20 protein-coding genes are annotated in these 24,235 nt (G+C 59.8%); 3 read left to right on the top strand and 17 right to left on the bottom strand.

Annotated features, from left to right (window positions below):
* Positions 1 to 6: 6 nt before the first annotated feature.
* From HF327_RS10000 to HF327_RS09945, 12 genes are all read right to left on the bottom strand, one after another.
* The gene (locus HF327_RS10000; RefSeq protein ID WP_169108076.1) at positions 7 to 1,386 is read right to left on the bottom strand and encodes a DUF1329 domain-containing protein; all 1,380 of its coding nucleotides are present in this window, start codon (positions 1,384 to 1,386) and stop codon (positions 7 to 9) included.
* Positions 1,387 to 1,664: 278 nt separating this feature from the next.
* Positions 1,665 to 3,380 carry a class I adenylate-forming enzyme family protein gene (locus HF327_RS09995; protein ID WP_169108075.1) on the bottom strand — a complete coding sequence of 572 codons (1,716 nt, stop codon included), beginning with the start codon at positions 3,378 to 3,380 and terminating at the stop codon, positions 1,665 to 1,667.
* A gap of 1 nt (position 3,381) precedes the next feature.
* Entirely contained in the window at positions 3,382 to 4,509 is a 1,128-nt protein-coding gene (locus HF327_RS09990; RefSeq protein ID WP_169108074.1) for an acyl-CoA dehydrogenase family protein, read from the bottom strand.
* Positions 4,510 to 4,633: 124 nt separating this feature from the next.
* Positions 4,634 to 5,827: an acyl-CoA dehydrogenase family protein gene (locus HF327_RS09985; RefSeq protein ID WP_169108073.1), complete on the bottom strand. Its 1,194-nt coding sequence runs from the start codon at positions 5,825 to 5,827 to the stop codon at positions 4,634 to 4,636.
* 9 nt (positions 5,828 to 5,836) lie between these two features.
* Positions 5,837 to 6,904: an MBL fold metallo-hydrolase gene (locus tag HF327_RS09980; RefSeq protein WP_169108072.1), complete on the bottom strand. Its 1,068-nt coding sequence runs from the start codon at positions 6,902 to 6,904 to the stop codon at positions 5,837 to 5,839.
* On the bottom strand, positions 6,897 to 8,708 hold the full coding sequence (locus HF327_RS09975) for a long-chain-acyl-CoA synthetase (protein WP_169108071.1): 1,812 nt from the start codon (positions 8,706 to 8,708) through the stop codon (positions 6,897 to 6,899). Before HF327_RS09975 ends, HF327_RS09980 begins: the two co-directional genes overlap by 8 nt.
* Before the next feature lie 39 nt (positions 8,709 to 8,747).
* Positions 8,748 to 9,929 (bottom strand): acyl-CoA dehydrogenase family protein, encoded by a 1,182-nt coding sequence (locus HF327_RS09970; RefSeq protein WP_169108070.1) that lies wholly within the window; start codon positions 9,927 to 9,929, stop codon positions 8,748 to 8,750.
* 16 nt (positions 9,930 to 9,945) lie between these two features.
* A complete protein-coding gene (locus HF327_RS09965) occupies positions 9,946 to 11,118 on the bottom strand; it encodes a lipid-transfer protein (RefSeq protein WP_169108140.1) in 1,173 nt (390 codons plus the stop codon).
* Between the two features lie 32 nt (positions 11,119 to 11,150).
* The gene (locus HF327_RS09960) at positions 11,151 to 11,567 is read right to left on the bottom strand and encodes a MaoC family dehydratase (protein WP_169108069.1); all 417 of its coding nucleotides are present in this window, start codon (positions 11,565 to 11,567) and stop codon (positions 11,151 to 11,153) included.
* A gap of 12 nt (positions 11,568 to 11,579) precedes the next feature.
* A complete protein-coding gene (locus HF327_RS09955) occupies positions 11,580 to 12,695 on the bottom strand; it encodes an acyl-CoA dehydrogenase family protein (protein ID WP_169108068.1) in 1,116 nt (371 codons plus the stop codon).
* 15 nt (positions 12,696 to 12,710) lie between these two features.
* Entirely contained in the window at positions 12,711 to 13,661 is a 951-nt protein-coding gene (locus HF327_RS09950) for a Zn-ribbon domain-containing OB-fold protein (protein WP_169108067.1), read from the bottom strand.
* An 18-nt stretch (positions 13,662 to 13,679) separates the two neighbouring features.
* Positions 13,680 to 14,471: an SDR family oxidoreductase gene (locus tag HF327_RS09945; RefSeq protein ID WP_169108066.1), complete on the bottom strand. Its 792-nt coding sequence runs from the start codon at positions 14,469 to 14,471 to the stop codon at positions 13,680 to 13,682.
* A 108-nt stretch (positions 14,472 to 14,579) separates the two neighbouring features.
* Here HF327_RS09945 and HF327_RS09940 point away from each other — a divergent pair, with 108 nt between their 5' ends.
* Positions 14,580 to 15,392, top strand: a complete 813-nt coding sequence (locus HF327_RS09940; protein WP_169108065.1) for an enoyl-CoA hydratase — start codon at positions 14,580 to 14,582, stop codon at positions 15,390 to 15,392.
* Positions 15,393 to 15,453: 61 nt separating this feature from the next.
* On the opposite strand, the gene HF327_RS09935 is transcribed toward HF327_RS09940, so the two are convergent.
* From HF327_RS09935 to HF327_RS09925, 3 genes are all read right to left on the bottom strand, one after another.
* Positions 15,454 to 15,735, bottom strand: coding sequence for a hypothetical protein (locus HF327_RS09935; protein WP_169108064.1), 282 nt, complete (start codon positions 15,733 to 15,735; stop codon positions 15,454 to 15,456).
* A 296-nt stretch (positions 15,736 to 16,031) separates the two neighbouring features.
* Positions 16,032 to 16,409: a steroid Delta-isomerase gene (locus HF327_RS09930; protein ID WP_169108063.1), complete on the bottom strand. Its 378-nt coding sequence runs from the start codon at positions 16,407 to 16,409 to the stop codon at positions 16,032 to 16,034.
* A 108-nt stretch (positions 16,410 to 16,517) separates the two neighbouring features.
* Positions 16,518 to 17,291 (bottom strand): 3-alpha-hydroxysteroid 3-dehydrogenase, encoded by a 774-nt coding sequence (locus tag HF327_RS09925; protein ID WP_169108062.1) that lies wholly within the window; start codon positions 17,289 to 17,291, stop codon positions 16,518 to 16,520.
* A 148-nt stretch (positions 17,292 to 17,439) separates the two neighbouring features.
* Here HF327_RS09925 and HF327_RS09920 point away from each other — a divergent pair, with 148 nt between their 5' ends.
* Both HF327_RS09920 and HF327_RS09915 read left to right on the top strand, forming a co-directional pair.
* Positions 17,440 to 19,455 carry an NADPH-dependent 2,4-dienoyl-CoA reductase gene (locus HF327_RS09920; protein ID WP_169108061.1) on the top strand — a complete coding sequence of 672 codons (2,016 nt, stop codon included), beginning with the start codon at positions 17,440 to 17,442 and terminating at the stop codon, positions 19,453 to 19,455.
* A gap of 15 nt (positions 19,456 to 19,470) precedes the next feature.
* The gene (locus HF327_RS09915; protein ID WP_169108060.1) at positions 19,471 to 21,597 is read left to right on the top strand and encodes an NAD(P)/FAD-dependent oxidoreductase; all 2,127 of its coding nucleotides are present in this window, start codon (positions 19,471 to 19,473) and stop codon (positions 21,595 to 21,597) included.
* 105 nt (positions 21,598 to 21,702) lie between these two features.
* Here HF327_RS09915 and HF327_RS09910 read toward each other — a convergent pair whose 3' ends face one another.
* Entirely contained in the window at positions 21,703 to 22,473 is a 771-nt protein-coding gene (locus HF327_RS09910) for a glucose 1-dehydrogenase (RefSeq protein WP_169108059.1), read from the bottom strand.
* 258 nt (positions 22,474 to 22,731) lie between these two features.
* Positions 22,732 to 24,156, bottom strand: a complete 1,425-nt coding sequence (locus HF327_RS09905) for a coniferyl aldehyde dehydrogenase (protein WP_169108058.1) — start codon at positions 24,154 to 24,156, stop codon at positions 22,732 to 22,734.
* Positions 24,157 to 24,235 lie beyond the last annotated feature (79 nt).

Below are 24,235 nucleotides of genomic sequence, written 5' to 3'. Positions count from 1 at the left end.
TAAAACTTAGTTACCAGCGTTGCGCGCGGCTTCGGGCGTGAACATGGCGGGAGTCAGATCACCCTTGTTCAGGATGGGACCCAGAGGGCGCTCCTGGAACAAGTTGTAGCCCATGTATCCGCCCGAATTCAGGTCGTGATAGAAGGACGTACCTGCGTGCCAAGCCTTGATATCGAACGAGTAGTAGTAGTTGATGAGGGCCTGCTGCCAGAGCTGACCTCGTGCGTCATACATATCGGAAGCCACGGCCTGACCGGTGTCCTCATCTACAAACAGAACGCGCTTGCCATAGAGGTGGCGGAAGCCTTCCTTCAGCGTGCCTTCCACAGCCCATACGCGGCGCAGCTCATAGCGCATGAACTCTGGGTTGGCGTGACCAGGCTTGAGCAGGTCTGCGTACTTCACAGTCGCCTGGTGAATCTTGAAGTTGTTGGCGGGGATATACATCTCCTTCTTGCCCAACAGCTTCCAGTTGTAGCGCTCAGGCGAGCCATTGAACAGACGATCAGAGTCAATCGTCATCTTGCCGCCGGTGCCGGTCATGGGCTGATCAAAGCCGTACTCGGGCACCTGACGCACGCGACGTGTACCGGGGTCATAGCTCCAGGCCAGACGCTTGTCCTTGCCAAAATTGGTGGGTTCTACGGAGTTGGTAACGCCGCCTTTTTCACGCTCGGGCAGCATGCCTCGGGTGGTGCTGTAGGCCATTGGACCTTCCACTGGCGTGCCCAGCTTCTCCGGCATATTCACCATGTCCAGATTGCGGTTGCCCATGCGGCCGAAGCTCATGCTGCCGTCGGACAGCACATTGGCCATGTCGCGAATAATCGTTTCCGTGTAGGCACGTGTGGGCAGCAGGTTGTTCCAGATCACTTCCTGGCCCGTCTTAGGAATCGGGAAGTTGATGGCACCAAAAGTGCCCTTGATGCTCAGGCCATCTGCAGCGACTTCGGACTCCAGCGCATTCTTCTTCAAGATGGCGCAAGTCTCGTCGGTATAGCGGAAATCACGGTGTCCCTTGTAGACCGGAATTTGCATGGTCTTGGGGTACTTCTTGAACATGGCTTTTTGGCCATCACTGAGCTTGTCAGCGTACTTATCCATGTTCTCGGCGGTAATCACGAGAATTGGCTTCTCGCCCGCATAGATGTCGACAGGATGCTTGCCGCTCGCCTGGACATGCGCCACGCCCGCTGGAGCGCCCAGCCACTTGCCAGTGAACTCAGGGATAGTGCCTTCTTTGTTGCCGGCTTTGATCGCACCAACACAAGTCAGCTCTTTGCCCAGCTGTTCTGCTTCGCTAGCCGGTACCTTCGCCCATACCGACGTTGCCACCAACAAACCCACTGCCACTGCGAGCGGAGTCTTTGCTGTCACAAACTTCATCTCTGTCTCCTAGGTTCTAGAGTTTTTTTTGACGGGTGCTACAAACGACATTCATGCCTCGCCGTACCCCTTGGTTTTGCCGTTTGCAGGCAGTTGCATTCTGCTTGAGCAGAGTCTTAAACCCATCGTCTGAGAAGACTACTGACAGACCCTAGAGGCCTAGTCCACATAGGGCATGAAAGTAACTTTTCCCAATGAAAAAGCCTGCTGGCGCACTTGGCGGCAGCAGGCTTTTTGAAGGCTCTGGGGAAAGTCCTAGGACACCCCAGAACAGTGCATTAGCTCATCAGGTGAGCGCACTCCTTACGGATGGCGGCCTTGAGCATCTTTCCGGCTGGATTGCGGGGCAAAGGCTGATCACGCACCACAATCTGTGTAGGCACCTTGTAGCCCGCCAGGCGCTGCGCCACAAAGTCGCGCAAGGCCTCGGGCGTCACCTGGCTCCAGGGTTTCCCCACAACCACGGCAACCACCTGCTCGCCAGTCACCTCATGCGGCATGGAGAACACTGCGGCCTCTTCCAGCGCCTCATGCTGTAACAGGCAAGACTCGACCTCAGCCGCCGCTATTTTTTCGCCACTGCGGTTGATCACATCCTTGATGCGGTCGACGATGGTCAAGAATCCCGAGTCATCCAGAACGCCGATATCCCCCGTGTGGAACCAGCCGCCACGCATGGCGTTTTCCGTGGCCTCGGTATCGCCGCAGTAGCGCTCCATCAGGGTCACGCCGCGCAACCAGATTTCTCCGGCAGCGCCGACAGGCAAGGCCGTTCCATCCAGATCGGCAATGCGAACCTCAATAATGGGAGACAGCACACCAGAGCTGCGAGGATGCGCCTCAAACATGCGGCCAGAGCTGCCTGCGCAGACTCCGTTGGATTCCGTCAAGCCAAAGCCGATGCCCGACATACGCCCGCTGAACTTGCCCAGCACATCATCAATCAGACGGGGATGCAGGCCTGCGCCGCCAAAGCCAACGCCAGAGAGGTTGCCCGAGTTCTCGGGCTGCTCAAAGCCCGGCAAGCTGATGAGCTGCTGCACCATGCTGGGTGCGCCATTGAACTGCGTGACCTTTTCCTTGCGGATCAGCTCGGCAGCCTTTTCAGGCTCCCAGCGGTGAACAAAGATCAGGCGGCGGCCGTGGCGCAGGCTGACCAGAAACTGCGCATGCAGGCCACTGACATGGAACAGAGGAACCGCAGACAGCGTAGTGGGCTGCAACTGGCGCGCCATGATGGCGGCAATCGCATCCGGCGATGTGATCGCGGCCAAGGCGCCGATGAAGTCAATATTGAACAAGCCCTGGCATACAGCGCGGTGCGTTGACTCAACACCCTTGGCACGACTGGTTGCACCCGAGGTAAACAGAACCAGCGCAGGCACATCAGAGTCCAGCTGAGGCGCGGCAAAACCGTCGTGGCCACCCGCCGTCAGTTCAGCCCAGCTGGCATCACCACCCTCGCCATCCACCACCACCGTCTTGATGGCCTGACCAGCGATGGCTTCCTTGACGCGCGCATAGCGATCTGCATCGCAGAACAGCATGACAGGCGTGGTGTCTTCCAGGTTGGCCATCAGCTCGCTGCTCAAGCCAAAGCTGTTGAGCGGCACGGGCACGGCGCCCAGCAAAGCCACAGCCGCAAACGCCACCGCCCATTCGGGGCGGTTACGCATGGCAATGGCCACACGCTCACCGGCCTTCAGGCCATGGAGCTTTTGCAAACGGCTGGCCAGCGCATCGGCCGCGGCAAAGAAACGGTCAAACGTCCAGCGGTCATCGCCGTACACCAGAAATTCAGCCGCGCCATGTGCTCGCCCGGCGTTGATGAACTGAGGCAGGTTCTGAAAAGCATTGCGATAGGTCGCCACATTGCGGCCATCCGCCAGCGTGAGTTGCTGCACTTCAAACGGTGCGCCAGGCGAAGTCAGCTGAGCGCGAACGCCCTTGATCTTGTCGCCAATGGAGGGGGCGGCACTGGTCTCTGTCGTCATCTCAAAATCCTTTCAGCTGAGCAAAGCGGGCACGGTGAAAACCACCATCCCCCAGCAAACGCTGCAAAACACGTGCCCGCTTGAAGAACAGGCCGATATCGAGTTCATCGGTCACGCCGATACCGCCATGCAGCTGAATGGCTTCGTTGCACAGCTTCTCGCACAGATCGGAAGCCTTGGCCTTGGCGATGCTCACGAGCTCTGCCACCTGAGCCTCCTTGCCAGAATCAATGGCTTCATGGGCGCCCAGAACGCAGCTTTCTAGCAACTCCAGCTCCACATACAGGCGCGATGCGCGGTGCTGCAGCGCCTGAAAGGAGCCAATCACCACATCAAACTGCACGCGTTCTTTGAGGTAAGCCACCGTGCGCTCAAACACTTCACGCATCAGGCCCAGCGCTTCAGAAGCCAGACAGGCACGGGCGCGGTCCAGCACTTCATCGAGCGCCTTGGCGGCAGGCATGGCGACCAGCGCCATTTCGGCTGTCAGAGCCACCTGGTCAAACTGCACGCGCGCCATGTTGCGGCTGTCAATCAGCGACTGTCGCTGCACCGTGACACCTTGCGTATTCGCGGGAACCAGCCACAGTCCGGGAGCCCCCTCACCCGAAGCCGCCAGCACCACAAAGGCGTCGGCACCCACGCCGTCAATCACAAAAAATTTCTCCCCGCTCAGACTCCAGCCGGTGCTGCTCTTGGCGGCAACCGTGTTCAGTTTGGCCGGCAGGTGCAGACCCGATTGCTCATCGGTGGCCAGGGCAATGCGCGCCTCGCCAGCCGCCAGCAAAGGCAGCCACTGCTCCTGCTGCGCGGGGGAGCCAGCGCGAATCAGCAACTCAGGCGCAATAATGGCCTGACTCAGCAAAGGCTGGGCCGACAGGTTGCGGCCAATGGCCTCAAACACGAAGCCCATGCCCAGATAGCCTGCGGCAAGTCCATCATGCTCCTCGGGCAACACGGCCACAGGCCAGCCCATCTCCACCATCTGCTGCCAAAGCTGGGTATCAAAGCCCTGTTCTACCTTCTCGTCCCGCAGGCGGCGCTGCTGGGCCACGGGCGCTTCTTCAGCCAGAAAGGCGATGGCACTGTCTTTGAGCAGTTCCTGCTCTTGCGACAAAAGCATGGTCATATCGTGTCTCCAATCTCAATTTCTTATCCGCACACCCTGCCCCAAACCAGAGGCAGCAAGCGAGGGCCGCCCGCAGCGATGCTGTCGCCCCTCTCGGGTTGATCAGCAAAGCTGCTCTAGAGGATCAAGGAAGTTCCAGAACCCGCTTCGCAATAATGTTCAGCTGCACTTCGGAGCTTCCGCCCGCGATCGTGTAGCTCTTGGAGCGCAGCCAGGCGCGGCACACATCCAGCTCATCAGCGCTGAATTCATCGCCTTCCCAGCCCAGCCCACGCAAGCCCAGTACCTGCTCCAGCAGCTCATATTTAGCCACTTCCTGCTCGGTCTGCACCAACTTCATGATGCTGGAGGGGCCAGAGATATCCTGACGCGCCAGCGCTTTCTCCGTCACGCGGCGGTGTGTCAGGCCAAAGGCCTGAGCATCCATCAGCACGCTGGCCAGCTTGTCGCGCAGGGCGGGATCATTCACTTGCCCTTGCTCATCGACCATATAGGGCAGGGCTGTTTTCAAGGCATCGTGTGAAGGTGCACCACCTTCGGTGAACTTGGACATGGCGGCACGCTCGTGCTGCAGCAACTTCTTAGCCAGCGTCCAACCCTCGCCTTCCTTGCCAACCAGCTGACGAACCGGCACGCGTACATCGTCAAAAAAGACCTGGCAAAAGCTGGACTTGCCACTGATCAGCTCAATGGGCTTGACCGTCACGCCGGGGCTCTTCATGTCGATCAGCACGAAGCTGATGCCTTGCTGCTTCTTGGAGCTGCTGTCGGTACGCACCAGCGCATACATCCAGTCACCCTTGTCTCCGTCAGACGTCCAGATCTTGCCGCCGTTGACGATATAGGCTTCGCCCTGCTCATCCGTCACGCGCCTGGCCGATGTCTTGAGGCTGGCCAGATCAGAACCGGCATTGGGCTCAGAGAAGCCCTGGCACCAGCGCTGCTGGCCACGCATCATGGGGACCAGATGCTCCAGCTTTTGCTCGTGCGTACCCTCTTCAACCAGCACCGGGCCCAGCATCCACACGCCCAGGTTGTACTGGGGCTGACGGCAACCCAGACGCGCCATCTCGGTTTCGAGGATGCGCGCTTCTTTCGGGTTCAGGCCACCGCCGCCATACTCCTTGGGCCAGGCAGGTGCAAACCAGCCGCGGTCGCGCATACGCTCGAACCACAGCTTCTGGTCTTCGTTGATGAATTCCAGCTGGGAACTACCCCACACCATTTCCTCCGAAACGATGGGGCGGCGCATGCTGGCTGGGCAGTTTTCTTCCAGCCAGCCAGCGACTTCTTGTTTGAATGTTTCTAGTTCCGTCATGGCAATTCCTTACGTCAACGAAAAATACGCAATCTTGCCTTCTCGGGACTGGCGCGAAAGCTCTCCAGCCAGGTAAAGAAGGTTCAAATGGGCCATGGTTTCCCCTAGTGCCATCAGGCGATCAACGGGGCCGCGCAGCTTGGGAAAAAGCACCGGCACCAGCTCTGCCGCCGAGGCACGCCCCACTTGCTGCAGGTGCGACTTGAGCAAGTCAAACTGCTGCCCGTGGTGCTCCCTGATCTGATCCAGTCGCTCGTGCAGGCCGTAGAACACACCTTGATGCGAAGGCAGAACCAGCGTATCCGCAGGCAAGCTGTGCAAGCGCTGCAGCGATGCCAGCCAGTCCTTGAGCGGATTGCCCTCGGGCTCGATGGGACTGACCATCACGTTCGAGGTGATGCGCGGCAGCACCTGATCGCCGGCCAGCAAAATGCCGTCTTCTTCACAGTACAGACAGGCATGCTCTGGCGAGTGACCTTCACCCAGCACAATGCGCCACTGGCGCTCACCCACCTGCAGCACCTCGCCAGAGCGAATGCGCTGGTAGCTGCTAGGCGGCTTGGGCATGAACGGGTCTTTGCGCATGGCTCCGACCATGTGATCCAGCTCTTCATCCGTGACCCCGGCGCGAGCGTAGAAGTCGCGGTGCGACTGCGGCAGCGGATCAGGCGGCGGCCCCATCAGCGAGCGCAGCATCATGAACTCGCCATAAGTCATCAGTAGCGGCACACCAAAGCGCTCCTGCAACCAGTGGGCAGCACCCGCATGGTCGTAATGGCAGTGGGTACAGATCACGCGGGTCAGCGGCTGGCCGGCCAGCTTTTCCGTGAAGATCTTTTCCCATAGTTCAAAGGTGCTGGGAATACCCAGCCCCGTATCAACCACCGCCCAACCTTCGCCATCACGCAGCAGGTAGACATTGATGTGGTCCAGCGTCATGGGCATGGGCATGCGCAGCCATAGCAGACCGGGAACGATCTCCACATGGCTTCCATCGGGCTTTGGCGGCTCGAAGGGGTAGCGCAGCACGTCAGCGGGCTTGGCCCGTGCGCGTTCTTGCGCGACAGCGTTATCCACGCAGCGCCTCCTCAACTGCGTTTGCAGTCAGCGGCACATAGGTCTGCAGCTTGTCATTGCGCACAAACAGCGGATCGCTGGTCTGGGCAGCGTCATAACCCTGCTTTTGCAGATCGACCTTGCGCAGCTTGTAGTTGCCAGTCATGTCAGGCGTATCCATCAGCCGCACAAACTGCGGAGCAGCGTAACGCGGCAGACGGGCAATAGCCATGTCCCAGAAGGCCTTGGGCTCAAACTGTGCATCTTCGTGCATCACCAGAGCTGCCATGCCCGCACGACCGCCGTGGCCAGGTACCTGCACGCCATAAACGGTGATAGCGTCAAGGCCGTTAAAGTCGCCCAGCGCATCGCTGACTTCCATGGTCGAGACGTTTTCGCTCTTCCAGCGGAAGGTGTCACCAATGCGGTCCACAAACCAGCAGTAACCGTCTTCATCGCAGCGCAGCAAGTCGCCCGAAGTCCACCACACATCGCCTTCCTGGAAGACATTGCGCAGCAGCTTTTTCTCTGACGCCTCGACGTTGGTGTAGCCCTCAAAGCGGCCCGCCACCACGCCCGGATACTGAATCACCATGCCGATGGCTTCGCCTGGTTCGTCCACACCCGCCAGTTGCAGAAAACCGTTTTCGTCACGGATGTAGTCACCCTTTTCCTGATCGAAACGCACCAGGCGCAGATTGGTCTTTTCCCAGTACGGAACGCGACCACAGGAGCCGATGCGGTTGTCCAGATTGATGGTATTGGTGTTGGACTCCGTGCCACCCCAGCCTTCAAAAATCTGGAAGTCAGCGCCAAAGCGCCCTGTCCACTGCTGCCAGATTTCTGGCGTCAGACCCGTTCCAGCCATCTTGCGCAGAGTGTGATCCTTGTCGTTATCTGCTCCGGGAACGCTGAGCAGAAAGCGGCAGATCTCGCCCACGTACTGGCAAAAGGTGATGTCATGAGCGCGAATATCGCTCCAGAACTCGCTGCGACTGAACTTGCGACGCACCACAATGCGCGCACCTGCCGCCATGGCTGTAGCCGTCAGCGACATGGAGGCTGCGCCGTGATACAGCGGCAAGAAGCAGTAAAAGCAATCGTCCTTGGTGATCTCCCACAGTACCTGCATGGAATCACCCGCCATCAGCCAGCGCGCGTGGCTGATAACTGCGGCCTTGGGCAGACCAGTGGTGCCCGAGGTAAAGATGTACTGCGCCGTATCACCCGCCAGAACGCCTTCACGCCACGCAAGCGGCACGGGGGCTCCATCCTCAGTCATGGCCAGTGCCTGCAGGTCTGCGCCAAACTGCTCAAGCACACCAGCAGCGGCTGGGCGGCTTTCATCAGGCCAGTGCCAGTAGGTCAGCGTGGTGTTCAGACCATCGGTCTGCGCAAAGCGCTCGGCACATTCTTCACCCACGATCACATGGCTGGCACTGGTGACTTCCAGCGCATGCACCAAAGGCTTCCCAGCCACATTGGTGTTGATGAAGGCCACGACCGCGCCCAGTTTGGCAATGCCAAACCAGGCGAAGAAAAATGCGGGGCGATTTTCAATGGCCATGGCCACCACATCGCCTTTTTTCACGCCCTGCTCATGCAGCGCACGTGCCACCTGGTTCGCGCGCTGATTGAACTGTGCGTAGGTGTAGCGCACATCGCCTTCTGTCAAAAAGGTGCGCTCACCAAAGTCACGCACGCAGTCGTCCAGACGGTCTGCCATCGTGTAAGGCGTGGCAGCCATGTACTTGGCCGCGATGGGGGCGCGACGATCCAGCTTGAGCTGGGTCTGCTCGCGCGACACCAGAGTGGTTTCACTCATCACCGGTCTCCTTGTCTTTGTTATGTGTGAGAGGTTCGCTCAGCGCTGAGGGCGCGGCATACCCAGGCCGAACTGGGCAATCAGCTCGCGCTGAATCTCGTTCGTGCCACCACCAAAGGTGTTGATAGGTGCTGCACGCAGCTCATACTCCAGCTCGCCCATCAGATAGGCGGCGGCAGAACCACCACGCACGAGAGAGCTACTGCCCACGATATCCATCAGGCGGTGCAATACCTCCACCACGCCTTCGGAGCCATAGACCTTGGTGGCAGATGCCAGGCTCACGTCCATGGCTCCGGCTTCCAGACTTGCCGCAATACGGAAGTTGGTCAGGCGCATGGCTTCGATGCGGGTGTAGCACTCCGCCAGGCTTCGGCGCACCCAGGCCTGATCGACCGCTCGGCGGCCGTTTTCGTCCTTGGCCTTGGCCCATTCCAGCACCTTGGTGAAGGGGCCGAACACCTTGTCAGACCAGGCACCCAAACCCAGACGCTCGTGATTCAGCTGAGCAGTAATCAGCTTCCAGCCACCGTTGAGCGAGCCAATCAGACGGCTTGCAGGCACTTCAACGTTGTCGAAATACGTAGCCGCCGTGAAGTTGCCCACGGTCTGAATCAGCGTATGCGAAAAGCCCTTGGCCTTGGCATCCACCACCATGATGGAGATGCCCTTGTGGCGTGGCAGATCCTGGTCGGTACGTGCAGCCAGCCACACATAGTCAGCGGACTCAATGCCCGAGGTCCACAGCTTTTGGCCGTTGACCACAAAATGGCCGCTTTGCAGATCGCCTTGCAGCTGGGCTTGCGTCTTGAGCACCGCCAGATCGGAGCCTGCGCCGGGTTCAGAGTAGCCAATGGCGAAAATGATGTCGCCAGAGGCCATGCCCGGCAGAAACTCCTTTTTCTGCGCTTCAGTACCATGCTCCATGAGCGCAGGGCCAACGGTGCTGATGGTCACGAAGGGAAGAGGTGCACCTGCGATGTTGGCTTCTTCAAAGAAGATCAGCTGCTCGGTCGCCGACAGGCCCTGGCCGCCATATTCCTTGGGCCAGCCAATGGCCAGCCAGCCGTCGCGCCCCATCTTGCGGATCAGGGCGCGGTACTCGTCGCCACCCTCGGCACCGCGCATGCGGGCCTTGATCTCGGGCGTCATCAGGTTCTGGAAGTAGTCACGGCACTTCAGGCGCAGCGCATGCTGCTCCGGGGTCAAATCAATGAACATGGTTTGCCCCTTTCAATCAAGCGCGATCGCCCAGAATCAGGCCGCTGGTGGGTACGCCGGTACCGGCGGTCACCACCATGTTGTGCACGTCCTTGACCTGGTTGACCGAAGTACCGCGAATCTGACGCACCGCCTCGGCAATGCCGTTCATGCCGTGGATATAAGCCTCACCCAGCTGACCGCCATGGGTGTTGATGGGCAATGAACCGCCACGCGCATGCTCGCCAGCGCGGATGAAGTCCTTGGCCTCCCCACGCTTGACGAAACCGAACTCTTCGAGCTGGGGCAGCACAAACGGCGAGAAGTGGTCATACAGCACGGCGCTTTGCACGTCCTGAGGGCTCAGGCCGCTCTGCTTCCACAGCTGGTTGGCCACATGGCCCATTTCAGGCAGGCCGGTGATGTCTTCGCGGTAGAACGAAGTCATGGACTGCTGGCCATCAGAGATGCCTTGAGCGGCAGCCTTGATAAACACAGGCTTGGCCTTCAAGTCACGCGCACGGTCGCTGGAGGTAATGACCATGGCCACGGCACCGTCGGACTCCTGGCAGCAATCCAGCAAGTGCAGAGGCTCGCAAATCCAGCGGCTGGCCTGATGCTCTTCCAGCGTAATAGGCTTGCCGTAGAAGAAGGCCGCCGGATTGGTGGCCGCAAAGTCACGCACGGCAACCGCCACACGGCCAAAGTCTTCGCTCGTAGCGCCAAACGTGTGCATGTAGCGGCGGGCAAACATGCCCACCCATGACGCGGGCGTGTGGAAACCATGGGGCATATACCAGCCATAGTTCACGTTATCGAAGAACGGTGAGCTACCAAAGCCGTAGCTACCGGTACCGAAGCGGTACCAGCTGCGCTCGTTCATGGCGCGGTACACCACCACCGTCTTGGCAACGCCAGTGGCCACTGCCATCGCGGCATGCAGCACGGGGCCACACGCTGCGCCTCCGCCATGCGGCACTTGCGAGAAGAAGTTCACATTGCGCGCCCCCAGCAGGCGGGCGATTTCATACTCGGGAACCTTGTCCACGGAATAGGACGAGAAGCCGTCCACTTCCTTGGGGTCGATACCCGCATCCGCCAGAGCGGCCAGCGTGGCTTCCATCGCCAGACGCAGCTCAGTACGGCCGGAGTTCTTGGAAAATTCTGTAGCGCCCAGACCCGCAATGGCGGCGCGACCGGAAATATTCATATCGTTCACAGGAATGTCTCCGTTTGTTGTTCTTAAGGCAGGGCGACTTGCACAGTGCCGCTGACGTGGGAGCCCATGGAGTTGCTGCCCTTCAAGGTGACTTGGACGCTGCGCGTGGCATCGTTCTTCTCCGTCACGGAGGCCGTGAACTTCATCGTGTCACCGGGGTAGTTGGGCGCACCCAGACGAATCTTCAGATCCATCAGGCGCGACTCGGGGCCTGCCCAGCTTTCAACAAAACTCTGCACCAGACCATTGGTGGTCAGGATGTTCATGAAGATGTGGGGCGAACCCAGGGCACGTGCGGCATCGCGGTCGTGGTGACCGGGAAAGTAGTCACGCGTTGCAATGGCACCGCCTGCAATCAGCGGCACAGTCACGGGCACGCTCAGGGGTTGGAGTTCGTCGCCGACGTTCACCGATTCAAAGCGAGGTGTTTGATTTGCCATGATGTTGTCTCCTTAGCGGTCTTCAGGAAGGTCGTACTTCCAGCCGAGTGTGTCGTTGTCTGCGAGCCACTGGCCCAGGGCTTCCAGGTGCTGATCGGCGCTGCCGAACTCAACAGCCAGCGCGCGGCACCAGAGCAGGTAGCGGTGCATGTGATAGGTCACATCCACCCCCATGCCGCCGTGCAGGTGCTGTGCCACGCGGCCAATCTTCAAGCCCAGCTCATTGGACTGAACGCGCACTGCGTGCGCCTGAGGTGCGCAAGGCAGGTTGGCATCCAGTCGCCAGACCAGCTGGCTCAAGGCGCTGCGCTGGGCTTGCACGAGGATGTAGCCATCTGCCATCTGGCCTTGCGCCAGCTGGAAGGTGCCGATGGGGCGGTCAAACTGCTTGCGCTCGGTCACGTATTCCACGGTGCGGCGCAGTTGCTCCTGCGTCACGCCTTGCTGCAAGCTGGCCAGGCAGGCAATCGCCTGCTCGCTCACCCACTCCACGGCGCGGCTGCTCAGCACGGCGATCACGGGGGTGGCGCTGAACTGAATATCGGCCACAGCGCAGTAGTCCTGGCGCATGCCATCGACTCGCACCACGCCAGCGGCTTGCAGGCTGACCAGTACCATCTTGATGGCACCATTCTCTGCAGCAGCGGCCACCAGTGCCAGATCCGCCTGTGCAGCCAGAGCGACTGCATTGAGCGATCCTTGCAGCTGGCCATCTTTGATCTGCAGCGAAGGGCCACGGCTGGCGACCAGGTTTTCCAGGGACAGCGCAATCAGCGCACCTTCCAGAACCGATTGCACGGCTGCCGTGACACGGGGATCATCGCCACCAAACTTGGCCAAGGCGGCGGCAGCCACTTGCTGCTGCCACAGAGGAACCTGCGCCAGAAAACGGCCCTGCTGCTCCAGCACGGCCAGCAGCTCGGTCGTTCCCAGACCCAGACCACCAGCGCCCTCGGGCACCAGAATGGTGTTCAGGCCAGAGGCAACGCATTGCTGCCACAGGTCTTGCATGAAAGGCTGACCCGAGGCATCGTGCTCGCGCAGCTTGTCGTCGGTGCAATAGTCAGCAAACAGGCTTTGCGCCATGTCTGCAAATGCACGCTGATCTTCAGTCAGTTGAAAGTCCATGACAGGCTCCTCAACTCAGGCCACAGGGCGGAACTGGGGCAGCGTCAGTTCACCATCATTAAAGGTGTTGAACTCGACCTGAACCTTCTGACCCACCTGCACATCGCCGGGCTTGATGCCGACCAGCTGCGCAATCAGGCGCACGCCTTCTTCCAGCTCAATCAGGCCAATGGGGTTGGGATGATCAAACGGAGGTACTTCGGGGTAGTGCATGACCACGAAGGAGTAAACCGTACCCTTGCCGCTGACCTCTACCGCATTCCAGTCAAACGAATGGCACTTGGGGCAGACGGGGCCCGGTGGGTGGTGCAGGTCGCCACAGCCTGTGCAGCGCTGAATCAGCAGCTTGCCTTGCTTGGCACCTTCCCAGAAAAAGCGGTTGTCATCGCTCACGCCAGGCGCGGGGCGCTTGATCTTGGGCGCGGCCGCTTCAGCAGCCGGTGCAGGCGTGTGCACATTGGCAGGGCGGAACTTGAAGACGCGGAACATCAGCTGACCGACCTTCTCGTCTTCGCCATTCTTGGCCCTGATCGAGAAGTAATCCATGATCAGCGTGACAAAGTAGCCCGTGCCCAGACCCGTGGTCTTTTCTTCGCTGATGGCTTCCAGGCGCGTGGTGTAGTAAAGATCTTCGCCTTCGACCACATCGCGGTCAAACGTCAGCTCGGAGTTCACCGCCACAGTGGATGAGAAGTTGTGCGCCTCGATCTGCTTCAGAACCTCATAGGGGTTCTCGGTGGTGGAGCCGGGCGGATAGTTGTTCTGCACCGGGCCTTCCATGCACCAGACCTGCAGCATGGCTGGCGGCGCAATGATCTTGCCCTCGCTGTTCGTCTTGACAGTCACGCCCATCAGCTCGCACCACTGGCGAATCATCGGGCTGTTGACCTTATCCCAGGCATAGATACGCCCGTACTGCTTGCCCACATAGGTGCGGACTTCTGTCATCCAGTCTTGATCGGTCAAGATTGTCTCCTTTGAAATTCAGTGATTTTTCTGTACGGAATCTGAGTTCGAGGCACCCAGAAATGCCGGGCGCTCACCGCCGCCATGCAGCAGCAAATTCGTGCCGCTCATGTATGAAGCGCGCTTGGACGCCACATACAGACAAGCATTGGCAATGTCCTCTGGCTCGGCCAGACGGCCAGCTGGAATCGTTTGTGCGACGGAGGCAATACCTGCGTCGTCACCAAAGTGCAGATGCGATTGCTCGGTACGCACCAGACCGGGGCTCACGGCCACCACGCGCACCTTGGGGGCCCACTCCACCGCCAGCGAGCTGACCAGACTCAGCACTGCCGCCTTGGCCGCGCCATAGGCCGCTGTACCGGGCGAGGGGCGCAGTGCGCTGATGCTGCCGATGCAGACAATCACACCGCCGCTGTCCTGCTCCTGCATGACGGCATTGGCCGCCTGCGATGCATGCAGAGTGGAGAAAAGATTGAGGCGCAGCACGCCTTCATGAAAGCGGGGCGAGACCGTCGCGGCATCCACCGCTGGCGCACCGCCGGCGTTGTTGACGAGAACGTCCAAGCGGCCATGGCGGGTTTTCACCGCGTCAATCAGGTCCTTGACAGCCTGGGCTTCGCGGACATCGCAAGCGATGAAATCCGCAGTGCGCCCGGATGCGGCTGGCAACACCTCAGGCTGCTGGCGACCGCAAACCACCACCGTGGCTCCCGCTGCCAGAAATGCCTGCGCAATGCCTTTGCCGATGCCCTTGGTGCCACCAGTCACCAGAACCACTTGATGTTGAAAGTCGTTATTCGTATCCATGGCTGCCAATTTAGGTTTCAGCACTCACCGCAGATACGTCCAAAAGGACGATGTAACTCACTCCCTGTAAAACGACCATCCCCTCAGATCAAACCCTTGGAATGCCTTATGACTACATCGCCGTCTGCTATTGAAAACATGGAAAGTACCGAGCAGGAGCTGCTGGTGCAGCGCGCGGAGAACGGCGTCGTGATCGTCAAGCTCAACCGCCCACAGGCCACCAATGCCCTGAGCCTGTCGCTGCAGGCCGCGCTATCCCAGACATTTCAGGCGCTGAGTCATGACGACAGCGTGCGCTGCATCGTGCTGACCGGCGGCGAAAAAGTGTTTGCCGCGGGTGGCGATATCAAGAGCATGGACTCCTGCGGCCCTATAGAAATCATGAAGCGCCACACCGAGCGCGTCTGGGCTCCCATTGAAAACTGCCCCAAGCCCATCATTGCCGCCGTCTGCGGCTATGCCTTTGGCGGCGGGGCAGAACTGGCCATGCACTGCGACATCATCATTGCTGGCCATGGTTCCAGCTTTGCGCAGCCAGAGATTCGCATCGGCATCATGCCGGGCATCGGCGGTACCCAGCGACTGGTGCGCGCCGTAGGAAAATTCCAGGCCATGCGCATCCTGCTGACCGGCAAGCCCGTGACTGCTGACGAGGCTTATGCAATGGGTCTGGTCAGCCTAGTCTGTGCAGACGATCAGGTAATCCCTGAGTCATTAAAAATGGCAAAATTGATCGCCAACATGCCACCGCTGGCCGTGGAGCAGATCAAGGAAGTCGTCATTGCCGGCATGGATGCATCGCTGGACACCGCGCTGATGCTGGAGCGCAAGGCCAACCAGATTCTGTTTGCCACGCAGGACCAGAAGGAAGGCATGAACGCGTTTATTGAAAAACGGCAGGCGGTGTTCAAGGGGGAGTGAACGCCCGATACCAAAACAGTTTGCGACTTTCTCTTGCGTGGCTTGCCCCCTGCACTTCCACTCAGCCTCCTGATGGGTGCTGAGAGGAATACCAGAGAAGTATCACGACAAGCAGTACATAGAACAGCGCGCCCACCCACAGCAGGCCTGTGGTGGTAAAAACTCGCTGCCCATCACGCTTGAAGCAAAGAGCACCTGCCGCGCCATCAATGCGGCTTTCCTTGCTACGCCATCGCTCGCCACGCCATTGCCCAAAACTGGCAGCGGTGACCACGATCTTTCCTGTAAGGACCAGCACAAGATCAATACAGCTCCAGAGCAGCCAGGCAATTACTTCGACCATCGAGCGTCCTCACAAGCCATCAATGAAAAATCTTAGGCCGTGAGAACAGCTAAAGCAACGAGCATTCTTGTCGTGCAGCGATTGAGAGAGCAGAAAAGCAGGCAGTTGCTCGGATCTCGATGTGTCCGCTGCTAACGATCTGTGATCAAAAAATCAACCCAGATCCGCTATCAAAATAAAAGCTGCTTGCGCCTGATATTCATAGAGTTCAGACTAAAAAATACTCTGAAATCCAAGCTAATCAAGCGCAAGCAGCTTTGAAATCAAGAGCAGATACGGCTTAGCTCTTTGCCGATTCAAGCCGTCACATGAATGTTGTCCTTACCAAACAGTGCGCGCATGCTCACGACCTTGCCGGCTTCGTTGAAGCGAAAAAAGTCGATAGGAGCAACCGTGGTCTTGCGGCCCTGGTATTCAAAACTGACGGTGAACGCAAATGCCGCTTCGTTCACCGTCGCACGCACTTCGCCGTGCAAAGCCACCTGCAGAGGCAGCTTGAGCGAATTGGCATAAAACGCGCGAATCGCCGCAATGCCGCGCTGGGGCTCGGAGCCTACGGGGTCCTCGACCGTGGCGTCATCAGCATAAATCGCCACGATGCCCTCCAGATCGCTGGCGTTCAGTGCAACCACGTAGCGCTGCACCACTTCTGTCATATGTTCTGCGGTATTCATCTCAGCTCCAAAAATAAGGACGCGCCTCAAAACAGGACGTCCCCAGATCAGAGACGGCCAGCAAGGGCCGTCGTCCCCTGGAGGACGCCGCAAAGCGGCTCAGGGGGATCAGAACGCTGTTGGGCGCATCACCGCATCAATACCGCCGTCAATCACGATTTGCGTGCCATGCACATAGCTGGCGGCGGGGCTTATCAGAAAGGCAATGACAGAGGCCATTTCCGAAGGCTCGGCACGGCGACCCATCGGCGGCACGAACTTGGCGATGGATTCGCCAAAGCGCGGATCTTCCAGACCGGCTTGCAGCAGCGGGGTCTCTGTGGCACCGGGGGCGATGGTGTTCAGGCGCACGCCAGCCTGCCCCCATGCTGTGGCGCGCTTGCGCACAGCCACCGTCAGCGCGTTCTTGCTGCCTGCATAGGCCAGGTTGCCACCCTGCTCGCCAGCACCTTCCACAATGGCGCGAGCCTTGGCCTCTTCACCCGCCTCCAGCGGTGCAGCCAGCGGGTTTTTGTCAAACGGCAAGTGGGCCGCTGCCACTGACGAAATAACGACGGCTGCAGGCTGCTTGCCCTTTTTCAGCTCAGGCAGAAAAGCGTCCATCAACTCGACCGCGCCAAAGTAGTTGACCGACACGACGTTGCCAAGCACCTTGGTCTGCGGGCCCAGACCGGCGCACAACACGAGACCGTCCATACCACCGCTGCACTTTGCCAGCACATCGGCAATCGCCTGCTTGCGGCCTTCAGCGGTGGAAAGGTCGGCAATCACTTCTGCATCACGGATATCAATACCGATGATCTGGTGACCAGCCTCTTCCAGGGCCTTGCGAGTAGCTGCGCCAATGCCGGTTGCACAGCCGCTCATCACGATAGTGGACATGTCTCTTCCTTGTCTTTTGGGTTGTTGGTGCCACATCAAAGCCCAAGCCTGCGGCCTGCACCACATGCAAACGGACGATGTGATCAGCCTTTGGAAAAATTACTGTGGTGCTTCTGCATTGGCATCGCCATAGTCTGCTGAGCTCCTCATGTACCCCTCTTTGTTCCAGCCCATTCGTGTGGGCCACCTCGCTCTGAAGAATCGCATTCTGATGGGCTCCATGCATACCGGCCTGGAGGATCAGGCTCAAGGCTTCGAAAAACTGGCCGTCTTCTATGCCGAGCGGGCCCGCGAGGGGCTGCAGCTGATTGTGACAGGTGGTTTTGGCGTCAACACCCATGCGCTGGGCATGCCAGAAAATGCCGAATTCTCCACCCTCTGCACACCCGAGCAGGCCGAACGGCACCGCATCATCACGCAGTCCGTGCATGCCGAGGGCTGCCACATCCTCATGCAGCTGCTGCATGTGGGGCGCTACGACCACGGCAGCGGCGGCGTATCACCCAGCAGCGTGATCTCCAAGCTCAGCAACCGCAGCTCGCTGGAGCTGAGCCATGAGCAGATCGAGCAAATCATTGCCGACCATGTGCGCTGTGCACTGCTGGCCAAAGATGCAGGCTACGACGGCGTGGAAATCATGGGCGGAGAAGGCTATCTGATCAACCAGTTTCTGGCCCCTGTGACCAACTTCCGCGAGGATGGCTGGGGTGGCGATGCCCAAGGCCGCAGCCGCTTTCCGCTGCGCATCGTGCAGGGCATTCGCGCAGCCTTGCCCGAGAACTTTGTCATCAGCTTTCGCCTGTCGCTGATGGATCTGGTCGAGCATGGCAGCCACTGGCTGGAAGTGCTTGACCTAGCCCGCCAGCTTGAAGCGGCAGGCGTAGACCTTTTCAACACCAGCGTGGGCTGGCACGAGGCCCGCATACCCACCGTTGCCATGGTGGTGCCCCGCGCGGCCTTCAGCTGGGCTGCGCAGCAGCTCAAGCAGGCGGTGAGCGTGCCCGTGGTGGCCAGCAACCGCATCAACACCCCCGAAGTGGCGGACGATCTCATCGCTCAGGGTCACGCCGACATGGTGGCCATGGCCCGCCCGTTTCTGGCCGACCCGGCTTTTGTGCGCAAATCACAGGCGGGGCAGAGCAGCGCCATCAACACCTGCATCGCCTGCAATCAGGCATGTCTGGACCGCATCTTCACGCGCCAGCCAATCAGCTGTCTGGTCAACCCCCGCGCCTGCCGCGAGTGGGAGTGGCCGATCAAGAAGGCTGAAAAATCGATCAAGCTTGCCGTGCTGGGTGCAGGCCCCGCAGGCCTGGCCTGCGCCCGCGAGGCCGCAGAGCGCGGCCACCGCGTGACCCTGTTTGAGCCCAGCATCCGCATTGGCGGCCAACTGTTTCTGGCGCAGAAAATTCCCGGCAAGCAAGAACTGGGTGAAACGCTGCGCTATTTTGAAAGCGAAATTCAGCGCCTTGGCATTGAGCTGCGCCTGAACACCACGCCCAATGTGGCCCTGCTGGCCGACTTTGACCATGTGGTGGTTGCCACCGGCGTGGTGCCACGGCGCAGCGGCATTGCCGGCGAGAACAATGCCAAGGTGCTGGACTATATGGAGGCGCTGCGCAACCCGCGCTTTCTGGGCGAGCGCGTCGCCATTGTGGGCGCAGGCCCGCTGGGCTTTGATATGGCCGAACTACTGAGCCACAGCAAGGCTGAGGACGGCAGCGTGGCTGCCTTTGAGCGCGAATGGGGTATTGACCAAAAACGCGAGCTGCGCGGCGGCATCAAGCCCATCGAGATCATCGAATCCCCGCGCCAGCTCTGGCTGCTTCAGCGCAGCAAGTTGCCCATGGGCAAAACCCTGCCCACCACCACGGGCTGGATTCGCCGCAACAAACTCAAGAATAAAAGTGCCCGCCTGTTCAACGATGTGAAGTACATCCACATCGACGACAACGGCCTGCACCTGCGCATAGGCGGCGAGCAGCGCTGCCTGAGCGTGGACAACATCGTGGTCTGCGCCGGACAGGAGTCTCACAACCCCTGGTCGGCCCGACTTGAAGCACACAATATTGCGCATACCGTGATTGGCGGAGCGCGAGATGCTCACCAAATTGATGCGACACGAGCCATCAACGAAGGCGCAGAACTCGGCAGAAAACTATAGGAGACAGCAAAGAAAATGAGCAATCCCCACGCACCCCTGCTTCAATCCGGACGCATAGGTTCCATGGAGCTGAAGAACCGCATCGCCATGGCCCCCATGGGCGAGAACTATGGCGGCACCGATGGCATCTGCGGCGAACGCGCCCAGGCCTACTACGAAGAGCGCGCCAAGGGCGGCACCGGCCTCATCATCATGGGCACGGCCGCCATCTCCTGGCCTTCAGGCACCAGCGAGCCACACCAGCTGGGCATCTCGGAGGACTCGTTCATTCCAGGTCTGGCCGAAGTCACGCGCCGCGTGCACGCGCACGGTGGCAAGGTCGCCATCCAGATCAACCACAGCGGCAAAGTCGCCGCCAATGACCGCTCCCATGGCCGCGAGATGTGGGTATCGTCCATGCCTCCGGATGGCCCCGTGGCAGAGGCCATGCGTACCGTCACACCCAAGGAGTTCTCAACCTTCGTCGGCGTCGGCCCCTACCCTGACCGCTACCGCGTGATGGATCAGGCCGACATCGCACAGATGATCGAATGGTTTGGAGCCGCCGCCGTGCGCGCCAAGCAGGCCAACTTTGATGCGGTTGAAGTGCACTGCGCACACAACTACATGATTGCAAACTTCCTCTCGCCCTTCTTCAACAGCCGCACCGATGAATACGGCGGCAGCTATGAAAACCGCAGCCGCCTGCTGCGCGAAGTGCTGACTGAAGTGCGCAAACGCGTGGGCCCGGACTTTCCGGTCTGGGTGCGCCTGGATTCTGAAGAGATGCATACACCCGGCGGGATCACCATGGACGAGGCACTCAAGACGGCCAAGCTCTGTGAAGAGCTGGGCATGAACGCCATCAGCGTATCGGCTTATGCACGCCTGATCACTGGCACGGCATTCACCGATGCCCCCATTCCGCAAAAGCAGAACGCCTATCGCGACTTCGCCAAGCAGTTCAAGAAGGCGGTAAGCCTTCCCATCATCTCGGCAGGCCGCTGGGAACTGGACGATGCCGCTGACGCCTTGAACAAGGGCGAGATTGACTTTGTGGCCATGGGTCGCAAGCTGCTGGCCGAGCCTGAATTGGCCAACAAGCTGCAAGCCAACGCCGCGCAGGATGTGCGCCCCTGCATCTACTGCTATGCCTGCGTCAGTGAAATCTTCATCAACAAGGGCATCAAGTGCGCAGTCAATGCCCAGACCGGGCACGAAACAACCAAGACCATCACCTTTGCGGAAAAGCCCAAGCATGTGCTCATCGTCGGTGGCGGCCCTTCCGGCATGGAAGCGGCACGCGTGGCGGCTCTGCGCGGTCATCGCGTGACGCTGGCCGAGCGCAGCGACCGCCTTGGCGGCACGCTGTTCTTTGCCGCGCTGGCCTACCCGGAAAACGGCCGCCTGCTGGACTATCTGGTCAAGCAGATGAAGCACCCACAGATCGATGTGCGCCTGAACACCACGGTAGATGCCCAATTGCTGGCCGACCTCAAGCCCGACGAAATTCTGGTGGGCACCGGTGCCAAGCGCGCTGCCCCCCCTATTCCCGGCGCCGATCAAACCCATGTGTGGAGCGGTGACGAGCTGCGCCGCCTGATGACGGGCGACCGCGCCGAAGAGATCGCCAAGGCCAAGCTGAACCTGGCCGAGCGCACACTGTTCAAGGCCGGCGGCATGCTCAAGGTGACGGACAGCACCGCAGCAATTCAGAATCTGTCCAAACTGTGGATGCCATTGGGTAAGCGCGTGAGCATTATTGGCGCGGGTCTGGTGGGACTGGAGCTGGCCGAATTCCTGATTGAGCGCGGCCGCGAAGTCACGGTTCTGGACCCAGGCACACACCCTGGTACCGAGCTGCCCATCGTGCGCCGCTGGCGCGTGTATGACGCCGTGAAGAACCACGGCAAGCTGCTGATGCAAGCCAACGTCACCCAGATCGACCGCAAGGAAGTCATCTGGACCGACAAAAAAGGCGAGGAATACCGCACGCCTGCTGACTCGGTCGTTCTGGCCATGGGCGCAGAGGCCGACTCCACCGTGGCCGATCAGCTGCAGTCCATCACACAGACACCTGTGCGCCGCATTGGTGACTGCAACGATCTGGGCTATATCGAGGGTGCCATGCACTCTGGACACCAGGCCGGCCGTACCATCTGATTTGATAGCTAATACCGTATGCAGTGATTGGGCTGCAGCGGTATTTTCTTCAAAATCAAAAACAAAGGGACCTCGCGGTCCCTTTGTTTTTGGCGATGCTCAGTCTTAGAAGTTAGGCGCTTCCACGCCACCGTCCACACCCAGCACCTTGCCGGTTACCCAGCTGGATGCGGGGCTGGCCAGGAACAACGCTGCGGCAGCAATGTCCTCGGGCTGGCCCAGGCGTGTCAAGGGCGTGGTGCGCTCCATGCGCTCCTTGCGCTCAGGGGTGAGGAAGGGAGCCAGCGCATCCGTCATGATGGTGCCGGGTTCAATGGCATTGATACGTACCTTGGGCCCGAAGTCCTGCGCCAGGCAGCGCGTCAACTGGTTGAGCGCAGCCTTGGCCGCAGCGTAGGCACTGAAGTACTTCTGCGAGTAGCGCGCAGCCGTCGAAGAAATATTGACCACGGCACCGCCACCTGATGCTTCCATCGCTGCAGCAGCCTTCTGGATCAGCGTATAGGCAGGCACCACATTGAAGGCCAGCATCTCGCCCACAGCCTTGCCCGTGACTTTGCGCGGGTCATTAGGGCCGCCACCGCCCACGTTGTTGATGAGCACATTGATCTTGCCCAGTTCGGCCACGGCACGGGTGATCAGGTTGTCCAGATCTTCTTCCTTGTTCACATCACCGGGCACGATGATGGCGCGTCGCCCCAGTGCCTCGATGTCAGCCTTGACCGCCTGCAGGTCTGACTCTGTGCGCGCAAACAGCGCCACATCGGCCCCAGCCTTGGCCAGCGTGATGGCACAAGCACGGCCAATACCCTTGCCAGCACCGGTCACTACGGCGACTTGGCCTTCCAGCGAAAACTGGCGAAAAATCTCGTTCATTACTCGTCCTTTAATAGCATTCTGACCCAGTCATACTCTGGATGAAACGCCTTTGAAACATCTGCCAAACGGACCATGGGACAAGCCCCATGGTCAAGCGCAGACCGTTCAGTCAGAACGATGCGCACCGCCCATCACCAGGCAAAAATGCAGAACGCCCTGCCAAGGCAAGGCGTCCAAACAGGTACAGCGCAAGTGCGAGGCAGCCAAGCTCTCGTCCCCCTTCCGAAAAGCGCAAAGGGGAAGGCGCTCAGAAACTTAAGGGGTGACTGCCTGGTTCAGCATCTGCGCAAACTGCTCGTTGTAAGGCGGCAGCATGCCCCACTCACGGCGCGGGTCGTGACTGCCGGCCTTGTAAACCGAGCGAGCGTGGCTGAACTCCAGGAAACCTTCACGGCCATGGTAGTGACCCATGCCCGAAGCGCCGACACCTCCAAAGGGAGCATCTTCCAGCGCGGGGTGCATGACCACATCGTTGATGGAAACGCCGCCCGACAAGGTATTGTCCAGAATCCAGTTCTGCTCGACCTCATCGCTGCCAAAGTAGTACAGCGCCAGCGGACGGTCACCCTGATTGATGGCCGCAACCGCTTCGCGAATGTTCTGGAAGCTGCGCAGCACCACAGCGGGGCCAAAAATTTCGTGCTGCGAAATTTCAGCGTCCTGTGGCGGATTGATGACCAGAGACAGCGGCAGGCGACGATCCACACCGGCTTGCGCAGCACCTGTTTCCACCACCTGCACGCCACGGTCCTTGGCATCTTGCACGTAGGCGCTGACGCGGGCGTGGTGGCGTTCGTTGACCACGGGTGTCATGTCCGCATTCGCCGTGACCGAGGGGTATAGCGACTGGTAATGAGCCACGATGCCATCCGTCAGCGACTGCAGACGCGACTCATGCACCCACACCACATCGGGCGAGACACAAAGCTGACCCGAATTCAGCGACTTGCCCACGGCAATACGTTCGGCCACATTGGCAATGTCAGCCGAGTCCCCCACCAGCACGGGCGACTTGCCGCCCAGCTCCAGCGTGACGGGCACCAGATTCTTGGCCGCAGCCCCCATGATGAGCTTGCCAACGCTGGTCGAGCCCGTGAAGACCAGATGGCTCCAGGGTTGCTCGGAGAATGCAGCCGCCACTTCAGGGCCGCCCTGCACGACTGCCAGCACCTGAGGATCAAAGCGTTTCGCCACGGCTTGGGCCAGCACCTGGGCAGTGCGCGGCGCAATTTCAGAAGGCTTGAGCACGGCACGGTTGCCCGCTGCAAAGGCGCAGGCCAGCGGTGACAGCAGCGTGAACAGCGGTGCATTCCAGGTGCCGATGATGCCAATCACGCCCTTGGGCTGGTATTTGACCCAGGCCGAGGCGCCAAACATGTCAAAGGGCTTGACGCTGGGGCGCACGGAATCGCCCAGCCATTCCGTCAGATGATCACGAGCGTGCTTGAGCGAGGACAGCGAGCCAAGAATGTCATTGGCCAGCGAAAAAACGGCTGGGCGACCACCAAAATCTTCACCCATGGCCTGGCACAGGGCATCTTTGGACTCAACCAGCAAGTCAATGACTTGCTGAATACGCTGTACACGCACCTCGGCGCTGACAGCGCCTTCTGCGATAAAGGCCTGGTTCTGCATGTCCAGCAACTGGCGAATGCCTACGGACGAATTCGTCTGGGTCATTTTGTCTCCTTGATATTTCTCGTAAAAGCCATGAGCGGAAGATCACATGCTCAGACCTGAGGATTTCTCGGTCGTCGTC

The sequence above is a fragment of the Comamonas suwonensis genome, assembly GCF_012844455.2.
In the GTDB taxonomy this organism is placed as follows: Bacteria; Pseudomonadota; Gammaproteobacteria; order Burkholderiales; family Burkholderiaceae_C; genus Comamonas; species Comamonas suwonensis.
The sequence above is the reverse complement of the archived record's forward strand: the minus strand, read 5'-3'. Positions and strand labels throughout refer to the sequence as shown.